9 protein-coding genes are annotated in these 12,971 nt (G+C 66.8%); 5 read left to right on the top strand and 4 right to left on the bottom strand.

The window, feature by feature from the left end; genetic code table 11:
- Positions 1-38 precede the first annotated feature (38 nt).
- Positions 39-2,300 carry a cytochrome P450 gene (locus tag ACWDUA_RS08700; protein WP_449750606.1) on the bottom strand — a complete coding sequence of 754 codons (2,262 nt, stop codon included), beginning with the start codon at positions 2,298-2,300 and terminating at the stop codon, positions 39-41.
- A 392-nt stretch (positions 2,301-2,692) separates the two neighbouring features.
- Here ACWDUA_RS08700 and ACWDUA_RS08695 point away from each other — a divergent pair, with 392 nt between their 5' ends.
- The 3 genes from ACWDUA_RS08695 (at position 2,693) to ACWDUA_RS08685 (ending at position 5,612) form a co-directional block, all read left to right on the top strand.
- Positions 2,693-4,342 (top strand): MDR family MFS transporter, encoded by a 1,650-nt coding sequence (locus tag ACWDUA_RS08695; RefSeq protein WP_449750605.1) that lies wholly within the window; start codon positions 2,693-2,695, stop codon positions 4,340-4,342.
- Between the two features lie 88 nt (positions 4,343-4,430).
- Positions 4,431-4,928, top strand: a complete 498-nt coding sequence (locus ACWDUA_RS08690) for a hypothetical protein (protein WP_449750604.1) — start codon at positions 4,431-4,433, stop codon at positions 4,926-4,928.
- A gap of 102 nt (positions 4,929-5,030) precedes the next feature.
- A complete protein-coding gene (locus ACWDUA_RS08685) occupies positions 5,031-5,612 on the top strand; it encodes a TetR/AcrR family transcriptional regulator (protein ID WP_449750603.1) in 582 nt (193 codons plus the stop codon).
- A gap of 20 nt (positions 5,613-5,632) precedes the next feature.
- Here ACWDUA_RS08685 and ACWDUA_RS08680 read toward each other — a convergent pair whose 3' ends face one another.
- Positions 5,633-7,654: a DUF6541 family protein gene (locus tag ACWDUA_RS08680; RefSeq protein WP_449750602.1), complete on the bottom strand. Its 2,022-nt coding sequence runs from the start codon at positions 7,652-7,654 to the stop codon at positions 5,633-5,635.
- Positions 7,655-7,759: 105 nt separating this feature from the next.
- Between ACWDUA_RS08680 and ACWDUA_RS08675 the strand changes: the two genes are divergently transcribed.
- On the top strand, positions 7,760-9,199 hold the full coding sequence (locus ACWDUA_RS08675) for a DHA2 family efflux MFS transporter permease subunit (RefSeq protein WP_449750601.1): 1,440 nt from the start codon (positions 7,760-7,762) through the stop codon (positions 9,197-9,199).
- Here the strand turns inward: ACWDUA_RS08675 and ACWDUA_RS08670 are convergent.
- Entirely contained in the window at positions 9,196-10,464 is a 1,269-nt protein-coding gene (locus tag ACWDUA_RS08670) for an MFS transporter (RefSeq protein WP_449750600.1), read from the bottom strand. The genes ACWDUA_RS08675 and ACWDUA_RS08670 overlap by 4 nt on opposite strands.
- Complete coding sequence (locus tag ACWDUA_RS08665) at positions 10,461-11,111, bottom strand: GntR family transcriptional regulator (protein WP_449750599.1); 651 nt, start codon at positions 11,109-11,111, stop codon at positions 10,461-10,463. Before ACWDUA_RS08665 ends, ACWDUA_RS08670 begins: the two co-directional genes overlap by 4 nt.
- A gap of 286 nt (positions 11,112-11,397) precedes the next feature.
- On the opposite strand from ACWDUA_RS08665, the gene ACWDUA_RS08660 reads away from it, so the two are divergent.
- Positions 11,398-12,618, top strand: coding sequence for an NAD(P)-dependent malic enzyme (locus ACWDUA_RS08660; protein WP_449750598.1), 1,221 nt, complete (start codon positions 11,398-11,400; stop codon positions 12,616-12,618).
- Positions 12,619-12,971 lie beyond the last annotated feature (353 nt).

The following is a 12,971-nucleotide window of genomic DNA, read 5'->3' as shown; positions in this document are numbered from 1 at the left end:
GGGGGACGGGTGGGTGTCGCGCGGGTAGATGTCGAGGGTCAGATGTCGAGGACGAGTTCGGGTGTGAGTGAGCGCGAACAGCAGAGGGCCATCCGGGCGTCCGTCATCTTCTCCGCGTCGGTCTGGACCAGGTCGCGGTGGTCGGGGATCCCGTCCACGACGCGAGTGAGGCAGGTCGCACACACACCGGCGCGGCACGAGGACGGGGCCGGTATTCCGGCCCGTTCGAGCGCCTCGAGCGCAGTGAGCCCACTGGGAACCTCGATCGACCGTCCGCTTCGCGCGGCCATCAGGGTGAAGGGAGTGTCGGTCGACGACGAGTTCGCCGTGAATCGCTCGACCACCATCCGGTCTTCGTCCCACCCGAGATCGGTGGCCTCGGACATCACGGCCTCGGTGAAATCACCGGGCCCGCACACATAGATCGTCGACTCGCGTCCCAGTTGTTCCAGCGCGGCACGGATATCCAGTCGACCTCCGCCCGGACCGTCGGAGATGTGCATCCGCACATCACCCTCTGAGATGTGCATCCGCACATCACCCTCTGAGATGTGCATCCGCACATGGTCTGTGAGGCCCGGCACCGACAACTCGTCGATGAACGCCGCGTGCTCACGGCTGCGGGCCGAGTAATGCAGGACGAAATCGGCGCCACGCTCGTACAGTCGCCGCACCATCGGAAGAATCGGGGTGATCCCGATCCCCGCTGCGAACAGAACCGGGCGAGGTCCCTCCTCATCGAGCCGAAAGAGATTTCTCGGCTTCGACACCGTGAGTGTGTCACCGATCTGCAGGTCGCGATGAAGTGATGCGGACCCTCCCCTGGACTCCGCCTCGAGCTTGACCGCGATCCGGTACCGTTCGGTGTCGCCGATGTCGCCACACAGTGAATATTGGCGCACCGTGCCCGGACGGACCTCGACGTCGATGTGTGCTCCCGGCTCGAAGTCCGGCAAGGCGCCCCCGTCGACGCGCTCGAACCCGAACGCCAGAACCCCCACTGCGACAGGGGTCCTCTCCACAATTCTCACCTCGAACACACCGGTGCCGATGGATGGTCCGGCGCCTGCCACGACCGTGCCCGTCACAACCGGCCGGGGTATCCCGTGATCCGGGTTCGCGTGGAACCGTGTCGGCAGCGTCTCGAACGCGCGGATCGTGTTGTTGACGGCGATCCGCGGCTCGCCGACCTCGATCCTGCCAACGCGCGGAATCATCGCCCGCAGCAAGCATTCCATCTCGAGACGAGCCAGATGCATTCCCGCGCACATATGAATTCCGTGGCCGAAACCGAGATGGTCGTGCGGGTTCCGGTCGACGTGGAATTCGTCGGGATCGACATACTTGCGCCCGTCACGATTGGCGGATGCGAACATCAACGTGACACGCGATCCTTCGGCCAGACGTGTTCCCGCGAGTTCGGTGTCCTTGACGACCTTTCGGGTGAAGGATCGAATCGGAGTGCACATTCGCACGGCCTCCTGTACCGCGCTGCCGACGAGTGATGGATCGTTTCGGAGTTTCTCCCACTCGTGCGGATTCCGGCCCAGTTGATACAACAATTCCCCGGTCGCGGAGATCGTCGTGTCGAGACTGGGCCCGATGTAGGCGAGGATCAGATGCGGTGTCATGTCCGCGTCGACTTCTCCGCGCGCCTCCATCTCGCGAATCCGCGCCGTCCAACTTCCCTCACGCAGTCGATCAGCGCTCGTGTGGGTCGCAATCCACTGTTGCATTCCCATGATGACGCCCTTGGCTCGCTTGCCGCGTTCGTTCTGTGCCCCGAGAAGGTCGAATGCCGCACTCGCCCAGGACAACATGCTGTCCCGTCCCTCGTCGGGCAGTCCGACGAGCTCGCGAACGATGGTCAGGGGGAGGACCCGCGCGAAATCGTCCATGCCGTCGAAACCGCCTTCCACCAAGAGCTTCTCGACCAGATCATCCGCTGTTCTCTGAATCCGGGGTCGAACCTGTTCGAGAGCTCCGGGCAGCAATGGGCCGATGAGCTTGGAGCGCAGTACATCGTGTCGTGGCGGATCCGACTGCAGTGTGTTCCCCCGCGAGTAGGCGCAGGCCGCCTCGTCACCCGCCACCCCTTGAGCCGAGGAGTAGGTCTCCCACTCCCGCAGGACCTCGCGAATGTCGTCGTAGCGGGTGACCGCGTACGTTCCGACCTGCGGTAACGCAACGACCGGCCCCAGGTCGCGCATGGCGCGGTAGTGCGGATAGGGATCCAGGATGACGTCGTCGCCGTAGTAGTCGACGTCGTATGCGGGCGGCTCTGCCGGTTGCTGCGACAAAGGGGATGCGCCCGAAAATGGGCATCGTGCTTCAGAAGCGTCGTGATCGTTCAACTCGTACTCCGGATTCGTTCGTTTCGGCCGGCCCGGGATGGCGGATTCAGCCACCGCCTGCGGAGGTCACACTGGACCGATTCGGCGTGTAACCGACCGACACCCCTTGGGTGCGTTAGATCACTGATGATCGTGACTATGCTGCCCAACACATCTAATAACATATGTTTATAAGTAGTCAACCCCCGCAACTCCCGGAGGCCGGCCACTTCCAGGAACAACATGCATAGGTGTATGATCTGCACTAGTGCAACAGTTGCGCGGTCGATATTCCTCCCCTGAGCCCCGCGATCACCACCCCCAGCGGGCGCACCGCCTCATCTCGTGAAAGAAGTCTGATGTCCGACTCGCTCGACGCTCCGGAGCACATCGATCCTCCGGAGAAATCAACGAATGTCATCCTGCTGTTCGGCGGCCTGCTGGTGACGATGCTGCTGGCATCGCTCAACCAGACCGTCCTGTCGACGGCACTGCCGACCATCATCGGTGAACTCGACGGCGTCGAACACATGGCCTGGGTCGTCACCGTCTACATCCTGGCGAGCACGATCATGATGCCCGTCTATGGCAAGATCAGCGACCTACTCGGCCGCAGGCCCGTGCTCATCGCCGCGATCTTGTTGTTCGTGGCAGGTTCGGTCATCGGCGCACTCGCAGGCACCTTCAACTGGCTGATCGTCGGCCGCGCCATCCAGGGCCTGGGTGGCGGCGGGCTGATGATCCTCTCGCAGGCGGCGATCGCCGATGTCGTCCCCGCGCGCGAGCGCGGCAAGTACATGGGCATCATGGGTGCGGTCTTCGCTGTCTCCTCGGTCGCGGGCCCGCTGCTCGGTGGATGGTTCACGGAGGGTCCGGGCTGGCGCTGGGTGTTCTGGATCAACGTTCCCCTCGGCATTCTCGCCGCGCTGGCCGCGGGACTCTTCCTGAAGCTGCCGAAGCCCGAGCGTTCCGGGCGTCTGTCCATCGACTACCTCGGTATGACCCTGGTCGCCGCCGCCACCACTGCGGTCGTGCTGGTGTGTACGTGGGGCGGCGGCACCTACGAGTGGAACTCACCGCAGATCATCGGCCTCGTGGTCGCCGCAGTGGTGCTCGCTGCCGCGTTCGTGTTCACCGAGCTGCGTGCGACCGATCCGGTGATCCCGATGTCGTTCTTCAAGGATCGCAACTTCACGCTCGCCACGATCGCCGCGCTGCTCATAGGCATCGCCATGTTCGGCGTCATCAGCTACATGCCCACCTATATCCAGATGGTCACCGGCGTGAACGCGACCGTCGCGGGCCTGCTGATGATGCCGATGATGGCCGGCCTGCTCGTCGCCTCGGTCGGGTCTGGTGCGGCGGTGTCGCGCACCGGCAGGTACAAGATGTTTCCCATCATCGGCGCCGCCGTCATGGGCATCGGGCTGTTCCTGCTGTCGACCATGGCGGTGGACACCCCGACCTGGGTCATGTGCACGTACCTGGGCATCATGGGCATCGGCATCGGACTCGCCCAGCAGTTGCTCACGCTGATCGTGCAGAACTCGTTCCCCGCGAGCATCGTCGGCACCGCGACCGCCGGGAACAACTACTTCCGCCAGGTCGGCGCCACGGTCGGCTCGGCTGTGGTCGGCTCGATCTTCGCGACCAACCTGACCCGTCTCATCACCGACAAGCTGGGCGGCGTCGGAGCCGGCACCGAGGGCAGCGTGAACTCCTTGACCCCGGGCATCGTGAACGGTCTGCCCGAGCCGACCCGCGGTCTGGTCGTCGAGTCCTACAACGAGGCACTACTCCCGATCTATCTCTTCCTGGTGATACTGGCCGTGATCGCGCTGATCGTGCTGTGCTTCGTGGAGGAGAAGGAACTCGCCACCAATGTCGACCGGGAGATCCCCGCGGAAGCGCTCGCCGAGGGTCAACTCGCGCCGATGGACCTGACCGGAGAGTCCGATGCGGTCGGCGCCGCGAGCGATCGGGCCGCCGAGCAGTCTCGGAAATCGTGAGCCGCAGAACAGATCTGGGCCCCACCTGCCCGCATGATCCCGGTCGGGCCCGGGCCATGTGGGTAGGTGCGCCGAGAAGCGCCGTGTGATGACCGAGAGCAGCCGCGAAGCCCGCGCGGCCCACCTCAAGGAGCGCATCTACGTCACGTTCACGGCATTGGCCGTGACGGTGTCACTACTCGCCCACGGCCACGTCACCGCACTCGGCACCATCGGCACACTCGGGGTGACGGCCCTCGGCACCGTCGTCGCCGTCTTCGTCGCCGATGTGATCTCCCACCTCCTCGTGCACGAGCGCATGCTCACGCGGGCCGAATTCGGCCACGCCGCCGCCGTCAGCGCAAGCGCACTCAGTGCGATCGTGGTGCCCATGATCTTCCTGCTGGCCTCCCATCTCGGCGCATGGGATACCGAGATCGCCTTGCGGGCATCCGCAGGCGCACTGCTCCTGGCGCTCATCGGGTTCGGCTGGGTGGCGGCCCGTCGGATCAGGCTGCCGTGGTGGCAACGACTCCTCGTCCTCGGCGGAGAAGCCGTGCTCGGCGTCCTCGTCTTCGGCCTGCAAGTGCTCGCGCACCGGGGATGACCGACGGTGATCGGTGGCATCCTCAAGCTCGTTGCACCCAGTGCATAGGATACACTCATGCAAACCAGACCGGACCTCCGAGAGCGACGTCGCCTCGAAACCTTGAAGGCACTGCACGATGCCTCGATTTCGCTCGTTCGTGAAGGCGACCTCACCAGTGTCACGATCGATGCGATCACCGAGCGCGCAGGTGTCTCCCGGCGCACATTCTTCAACTACTACGCCACCAAAGAAGACGCGATCCTCGGTACCACCGCACCGGTGATCCCGGATGCGGCGCTGGCCGAGTTCTTCGACGACACCTCGGGAACCGACCAGTTCACCCGAACCCTGCGACTCATCAGCGCGATCATCCAGACCACGCGCGAGATCGACCGCACCGAACTCGGCGAGTTCCGCGAACTGCTCGCCGGTTTTCCCGAGCTCCGCTCCCGGCTGCAACAACACACGACCGCGGCCGAGAACCTCGTGGAAGGGGTACTCACCGAGCACTTCTCGAAGCGCGGCAACAACTCCGGGGAAGCCGCCGACGCGGCACGCGCGCTCCTCCTGCTGGCGAGTGCGGTCATGCGCTTCGCATACTCACGGGACCCCGGCGTGATCGCCGAGCCCGAGGGCGAAGCAGTGGCAGGCGCGATCGAGGTGTTCAGACACGCACTCGACAGCGCCTCCCTCCGGGCGTGAGGCCGGCCGACCCGTCGAGATCACCCGGCAGGTGGCGCCGACTCGGGCAGGGTCACCCGATACACCGTCGCCGAGCCCTGTCGGAAGACCTCGGTGAGGCCGGGGGCACCGTGGTGGCGCAACGCGAGGAACGGATCGCCCTGACGGCCGTGTGCCGGATCCGGTACACCGCGCTGGAACTCCCAATAGCTCGGTGGTGAGTCGATCACGTACTGCACGTTCATGTCCCGCACGATCTGGTCGATGCGTGGGTCGGCGCCGATCCGGTCCACACCCCAGAACAGGTCACGCTGACGGTCGGAGAAATCATTGGCGCGATAGAACGGGAACATCGGGGTGAGTCCGGTGACCGGATAGATCCACCCCGTTCCCTGGTCCAGGTTGTTCATGATCAGCGCGTCCCGAGCGCCCGGCTGCCGTTCCAGCCAGGCGTAGGCGGCGAGGTCGTCGGGACCGATCCGGGTCTCGTGCCGATTCTTGGTGGCGATCACGGCGTCCGACGGATACCGCCACACCCCGGCGCCGGCGACGAGGGCGAGCAGGACGACGAACACCACGGGCCGGGTCCACGACCGGGCAGTGGGGACCCGGTCTGCCACCCATACCCCGGCGACACCGACCGCCAGGCCGGCGGCGGCCGCCGAGAACATCGCGGTGACGAAAGTCAGTCGATGCCCCGAGTTGTAGAAGTAGCCGCCGACCGTCCCCAGCGGCCCCGACAACGGGCCCAATGCGACCACCGAGTTGGCGGTGAGCAGCACGAACACCGCCCAGGCGGCGATCGCAGCCCAGCAGCGGACCCAGATCATCACCAGCAGACCGAGCGCGGCGAGCCCCACCAGCCACCAGACCCGATGCTCGCTGATCGGCACCGTGGCGTTGAACAGTGCCTGCGACACAGCCTTTCCCACGCCGGCGGTCTCGTCGCGGAACTCGAACCCCGACAGCTCGTTGTTGTCGGCGATGCGCATCGTGCCGTAGATCACCGGGATGATCGCGGCCAGTGCGACGACACCGATGAGTGCCAGGGAGCCGAAGTCGGCGACACGACTGTGCACCGGTCGCCACAGTGCCTGCACGAGCCACCACAATCCGACGATGACGGCGACCAGGACCAGGCCCGACGGATGGGTTGTGGTGACGCCGGCGATCGCGAGCGCGGCGGGCAGAATACGCCGGCGGTCACCGACCGCGGAGATCGTCAGCACCGCGGCCACCGGTGCGAGGGACACGCCCACCGCGTTGGGCACCGACGTCAGCGACACCTCCACGTACGGCAGGGACGGGAACAGTGCGGCGATCGCGGCGGCGAGGCCTGCGGTCCAGGCCGAGGTGGCGGTCGAGAATCGGTGCCGGGCACACCAATACGCCAGGGCCGCCACCCCGAGGGGAACGGTCACCGCCAGGGTCGCAGGCGAATACGTGTTGTAGAGCTCGACGGTGTTCGCGCCCGTCAGGTCGAATTCGAGGGCACCCAGGGCATGCCACGTGTTGGGGTAGTAGTTGAAGCCGTGGGTGTCGTAGTTCATCAGCTCGCCCATGCGCAGCGACGACCCGACACCGGTCTCGTGTATCCAGCGCAGAGAACCGGCATGCCACAGCGCATCCCAGATCTGGGGGATGTTGTCCAGTCCACCGGGGGCGGTGATCACCAGCGGCCGGATACTCGTGACGGCGATGATCACCCCGCCGACCACCACACCCAGCGCCGCGATGCAGGCAGAACGTGGATCAAGGGGCGGATCGTCGGATGTGTCCGGTTCGGCCGCAAGGGGTTTCGGGTCGATCCAGCGTCGGATCCCGGCATGGTAGACCCAGGCGAGGGCGAACGCACCCACCCACGCCAGCAGCGCGGTGAGGAGGTTCCACTCGAACCCGATCGCACCGTAGATCACCGTCGCGATTCCGACCACCGCCAACGTCAGCGATGGACCGGCGACCAGCGCCACCGGCCACGACAACGACATCCGGCGGCCGATCGCGGCCCCCGGGATCACCAATAGCAACGCGGTCACCACGCACACCCATGCACCGAGAAGCATCGAGCCCCCTTCTGCTTTCGATGGTGGACGTTACCGAAGCCGTGACACCGTCCGTAGGATTGGGCGGTGCCGATCGCCGATCCGTCTGTGCCAACCCCGTGCCAGATGGCCACGCCGACTCCTCGCCGCAAGGCGATCATCCTGGCGACATGCTGTCTGAGCCTGCTGATCGTGTCGATGGATGCCACCATCGTCAACGTCGCCCTACCGTCGATCCGGTCGGATCTGAGCGGTTCGGTGTCGGATCTGCAATGGGTGATCGACGTCTACACGCTGGTGCTGGCGAGCCTGCTGATGCTGTCCGGTGCCACCGCCGACCGCTATGGCCGCAAACGCCTGTTCCAGATCGGTTTGGCGGTGTTCGCGCTCGGATCATTGCTGTGTTCGCTCGCCCCCACCATCGGCTTCCTGATCGCCGCGCGCGCCGTGCAGGCGATCGGCGGGTCGATGCTCAACCCGGTGGCCATGTCGATCATCACGCAGGTGTTCGTCGACCCGCGCGAGCGGGCCCGTGCGATCGGCATGTGGGGCGCCGTGGTGGGCATCTCGATGGCCGTGGGACCCATGGTCGGCGGCCTGCTGATCGATCTGATCTCCTGGCAGGCCGTGTTCTGGATCAACCTCCCGGTGTGTGCGATCGCCATCGCGCTGACGGCGGTCTTCGTGCCCGAGTCACGCTCACCGGTGGTGCGCACGCTGGACCCGATCGGCCAGGCCCTCGCGATCCTCACCCTCGCCTCCCTCGTCTACGGGCTGATCGAGGGCCCCGAGCACGGCTGGTCGTCGCCGGTCACGCTGATCGTGTTCACCGTGGCGGTGCTGTCGTTGACCGGCTTTCTGGTGTGGGAGCGCCGACATCCCGATCCGTTCATCGACCTGCGGTTCTTCGGCAGCGTGCCGTTCTCGTCGGCAACGCTGATCGCGGTCAGCGCGTTCGCCGCCTATGGCGCGTTCCTGTTCCTGATGTCGATCTACCTGCAGTCGGTCCGCGGCCTGACCGCCATCGAGACCGGTGCACTGTTCCTGCCGCTGGCCGTCGCCACCATGATCGGCTCCCCGTTGTCGGGGGCGGCGGTCGGACGCTACGGTCCACGGCCGTCGCTGACGGTGTCGGGGGTGATGCTGATCGCCAGCGGTGCGCTGATGCTCGGCGTCGACGCCGACACCTCACTGGTGCTGCTCGGTGTGGCGTTCGCCCTGTTCGGTATCGGATTCGGCGTGGTCAACGCCCCGATCACCAACTCCGCGGTGAGTGGCATGCCCCGTGCGCGGGCCGGCGCCGCGTCGGCGATCGCATCCACCAGCCGCCAGGTCGGGGTGAGTATCGGTGTCGCCCTGGCCGGCAGTGTCACCGGCGCGTCGGCGGAGGCCACGCTGGGCGCCGACTTCGCCGACGCGATGCACCCGATGTGGGTGATGGTGGTGGTCCTGGCCGCAGTGATCCTGGCGCTGGGCATCATCTCGACCACCCGCTGGGGTACCCGGACCGCCGACGATGTGGCCGCCCGGCTGATCGACCCGGTACAGGAACGGGCCGTGCGCTAGGACCCGTCGCGCCGCGGGACCCCGGCCCGGTCGCGGCGATGGCCGGCGAAGGTGATCAGCAGGCACACCAGCGCGGCGACGATCCCGAAGCCGAACATCTCGGCATAGGTGACGGTGGTGAACCGGGCGGCGATCCATGCGAGGACCGCCGGGACCGCGAAGCCCAGGTAGGTGACGCCGTAGAAGACCGCGGTCAGGCCGGCGAGGTCGTCGTTGCCGGTGGACCCGGCGATGCGCTGCACCTCCAGCAGACCGGAGATCATCGCCATGCCGTACCCGCAGCCGAGCACGGCCGCGGCGATCAGGGACATCCAGATGGTCAGCAGGTGGGCGGCGACGGCGGCGAGGGCCATGCCGACGGCGAGGGTGATCAGGGCGACGACGACGCCGCGGTTGCCGTCCGGACGGTCGATGCGACGGCCGACCGACTGGATGCCGAATCCGGCGGTCAGCCCCACCACACAGCACAGGCCTGCGAAGGCGATGGGTGCCCCGGCAGTGCGCGCCGACATCAGCGCCGGGATGATCGCGTAGGCGCAGGCGCAGGCGCCGAACACCCAGGGTGCGACCGGCAGGACGACGGTGAGGAAGCGGCGGTGCCGCGCGGAGGGGATCCTCAGGTCGTCGATCAGGCGGCCCGGGTCGGTCGCGCGCGGCCGCGTCTCGGGCACCCGCAGGATCAGGACCACGGCCACAACGGCGATGACGATGTTGACCAGGTAGGACAGGACCGTCGGCCACGGCGCCCACTGCGCCAGGACCGCAGCGACACCGGCACCGACACCGAATCCGGCGGTCAGACTCATCGCACCACGTTTGGCCCCGGCCGCGGCCTTGTCGCCGTCGCGGATGCTCAGTTCGGTGATCCAACTGCCACCGACCGCCATCGACAGGCCCAGGGCGATCCCGGACAGGACCCGGCCGACGACGAGCAATGCGATGGTGTCGGAGCCGAGGGCCAGCAGCACCGATCCGGCGGCGGCGATGATGGGTGCGGGCAGCATCAGCGGCCGGCGGCCGATCCGGTCCGACAGCGGACCACCGATCAGCAGCGCCGGGACGATGCCGAGCACGTAGAGGAACAGCAGGGTGTCGACGAGGACGGCGGAGAAGTTGCCGGTGTGCCGGTACATCACCAGCAGCGGGGTGAACTCGTTGCCACCCCACGCCGACGCGAACACCGCCAGGGCCACCGCAGGCCAGGTCGCCCGAGCGGGTGCCGACGGCGTCGGGGTGGGGTCGATCTCGGTGGTGGCGGTGCTCATCGGGTAGCTCCGGGGATGTCGTGAACAGTGGCCAGGTGGCGTTCGAGCACGGCGTCGAATCCGACGGCGTCGCACTGTTCGATCCGGCTCAGCAGTTCGGCGTGGTCGGCGAGGATGCGGTCGGTGATCGTCGGATCGCGGTGCACGCTGGCGGTGGTCATGCGTCGGTGTCGTTCGCCGAGGCCGGTGTAGAAGCCGGACAGCACCTCGTTGTCGCCGGCGGCCACGATGAGCTGGTGGAATTCCGCGTCGACCCGGGAGAAACGGGCGATGTCGTCGACGTGGACGTCGCGGTGGTCGGCGAGGTTGCGGCGCAGCCCGCTGGTCAAAGCGGTAAGGCCCGCGGGCGCGCCGACGACGGTGCGGACGGCGTGCCCCTCGAGGAGACGGCGGGCCCCGACGACGTCCCGCGCCTCTCGATCGGTCACCGGTACCACCAGCGCACCACGTTTGGGATACAGCCGCATCCAGCCCTCGGCCTGTAGTCGGAGGAAGGCCTCGCGCACCGGCGTGCGGCTGACCGCGCAGCGCTGAGCGATCTCACCCTCGCTGATCAGCGCTCCACCCGGGATCTCGTTGGTCAAGATGAGCTCTTTGACCTCGCCATAGACACGATCGGCAGCCGAGACACCACTTGCATTCAACATAGACACAAGTTGAATACTAGACGCGTTCCGGGCGTCGACGGTCGCCGGGACAAGCATCACGATCCATTCAGTGGACCACTGTGATCGAGCCGACACCCGGAGGTGAGAGACTGTCAGGCAATCCTCGCCCCGGCGACATCCGCCCCGGGGCGTGGGCACTCGCACACCGGCGACAGCCACACCCTGGCCGACGCCGCGTACGACCCCCACACCAACGGATCATCAAGGGCGCTGATCCGGATCACGAGCGGCCGCCGGGAGGCGCCGCCACTTGAGGAGGAACACCGTGACGAGCACGGAGAACGACGTGACCCAGGACCAGGGACTCGTGGAGCCGGCGATCGCCGATCAGCCGATCACCGACGAAGAGATCTTCATGGCACACGCCGGCGGCAAACTCTCGGTGGAGCTGCGCTCCCCGATCGAGACCCAGCGTGACCTGTCGATCGCCTACACCCCCGGTGTCGCGCAGGTGTCGCGCGCCATCCACGGCGAGGCCGCACTGGTCGACAAGTACACCTGGACCGATCGTCTGGTCGCCGTGGTCAGCGACGGCTCGGCCGTGCTGGGCCTCGGCGACATCGGCCCGCGCGCATCGCTGCCCGTGATGGAGGGCAAGTCGGCGCTGTTCCGGACCTTCGCCGGACTGAACTCGATCCCGATCGTGCTCGACACGAAGGACCCCGACGAGATCGTCGAGACGCTGATCCGGCTGCGCCCGAGCTTCGGTGCGGTCAACCTCGAGGACATCTCCGCGCCGCGCTGCTTCGAGATCGAGCGCCGCGTCATCGAGGCGCTGGATTGTCCGGTGATGCACGACGACCAGCACGGCACCGCGATCGTGGTGCTCGCCGCCCTCAAGGGTGCGGTGCGACTGCTCGAGCGTGACCTGGCGAGCCTGCGGATCGTGATCTCCGGTGCCGGTGCCGCCGGTGTGGCATGTGCCAACATCCTTCTCGCCGCCGGTGTCTCCGACGTGGTGGTACTCGATTCCAAGGGCATCGTGTCGACCGGCCGTGCCGGCCTCAACGAGTTCAAGGACGAGCTCGCCGCACGCACCAACCCACGCGGGCTGGTCGGCGGGGCGGCCGAGGCGCTCGAGGGTGCCGACGTGTTCCTCGGGGTGTCGGCGGGCAAGATCGACGAGGCGCTGATCGCGTCGATGAACGAGGGCTCCATCGTCTTCGCGCTGTCGAATCCCGATCCGGAGATCCACCCGGAGGTCGCGGCCAAGTACGCCGCCATCGTCGCCACCGGCCGCAGCGACTTCCCGAACCAGATCAACAATGTCCTGGCCTTCCCGGGCGTGTTCAAGGGAGCCCTCGACGCCGGTGCCCGCCGGATCACCGAGAGCATGAAGATCGCTGCAGCAGAAGCGATCCTGTCCGTCGTCGCCGACGAGCTGGCAGCCGACAAGATCGTGCCGAGTCCGCTCGACCAGCGCGTCGCACCGGCCGTGGCGCAGGCCGTTGCCGCCGTCGCCGAGGCCGAAGGGCTGTGCTCCTAGTCGTCGGTCCCACTGATCCGACGCCGACGCCGCCACATCCCGCAGGTGGCGGCGTCGGTGTATCCGGGGTTCGCAGCGATCACCCCGATCCCTACTCAAACAGCCACTTGCCGTTGATGGTTGAGCCGACGAGGAGCGCAGCGACAAGTCGTGTCGAAACCCCCGACAGCCGACGTCACCAACGCAACCACCACGACCACAGTTCAATCAGCCACTGCCCGTTGATGGTTGAGCCGACGAGGAGCGCAGCGACGAGGCGTGTCGAAACCCCCGACAGCCGACGTCACCAACGCAACCACCACGACCACAGTTCAATCAGCCACTGCCCGTTGATGGTTGAGCCGACGAGGAGC

The organism is Gordonia sp. NPDC003376 (assembly GCF_053589235.1).
This window is presented reverse-complemented; position numbering and strand designations above follow the sequence as displayed.

What these genes read in the sequence shown, in the direction of transcription:
- ACWDUA_RS08670 (WP_449750600.1), bottom strand. Translation starts at nt 10,464, where the DNA reads ATGAGCACCGCCACCACCGAGATCGACCCCACCCCGACGCCGTCGGCA.
- ACWDUA_RS08675 (WP_449750601.1), top strand. Translation starts at nt 7,760, where the DNA reads ATGGCCACGCCGACTCCTCGCCGCAAGGCGATCATCCTGGCGACATGC.
- ACWDUA_RS08680 (WP_449750602.1), bottom strand. Translation starts at nt 7,654, where the DNA reads ATGCTTCTCGGTGCATGGGTGTGCGTGGTGACCGCGTTGCTATTGGTG.
- ACWDUA_RS08665 (WP_449750599.1), bottom strand. Translation starts at nt 11,111, where the DNA reads ATGTTGAATGCAAGTGGTGTCTCGGCTGCCGATCGTGTCTATGGCGAG.
- ACWDUA_RS08690 (WP_449750604.1), top strand. Translation starts at nt 4,431, where the DNA reads ATGACCGAGAGCAGCCGCGAAGCCCGCGCGGCCCACCTCAAGGAGCGC.
- ACWDUA_RS08695 (WP_449750605.1), top strand. Translation starts at nt 2,693, where the DNA reads ATGTCCGACTCGCTCGACGCTCCGGAGCACATCGATCCTCCGGAGAAA.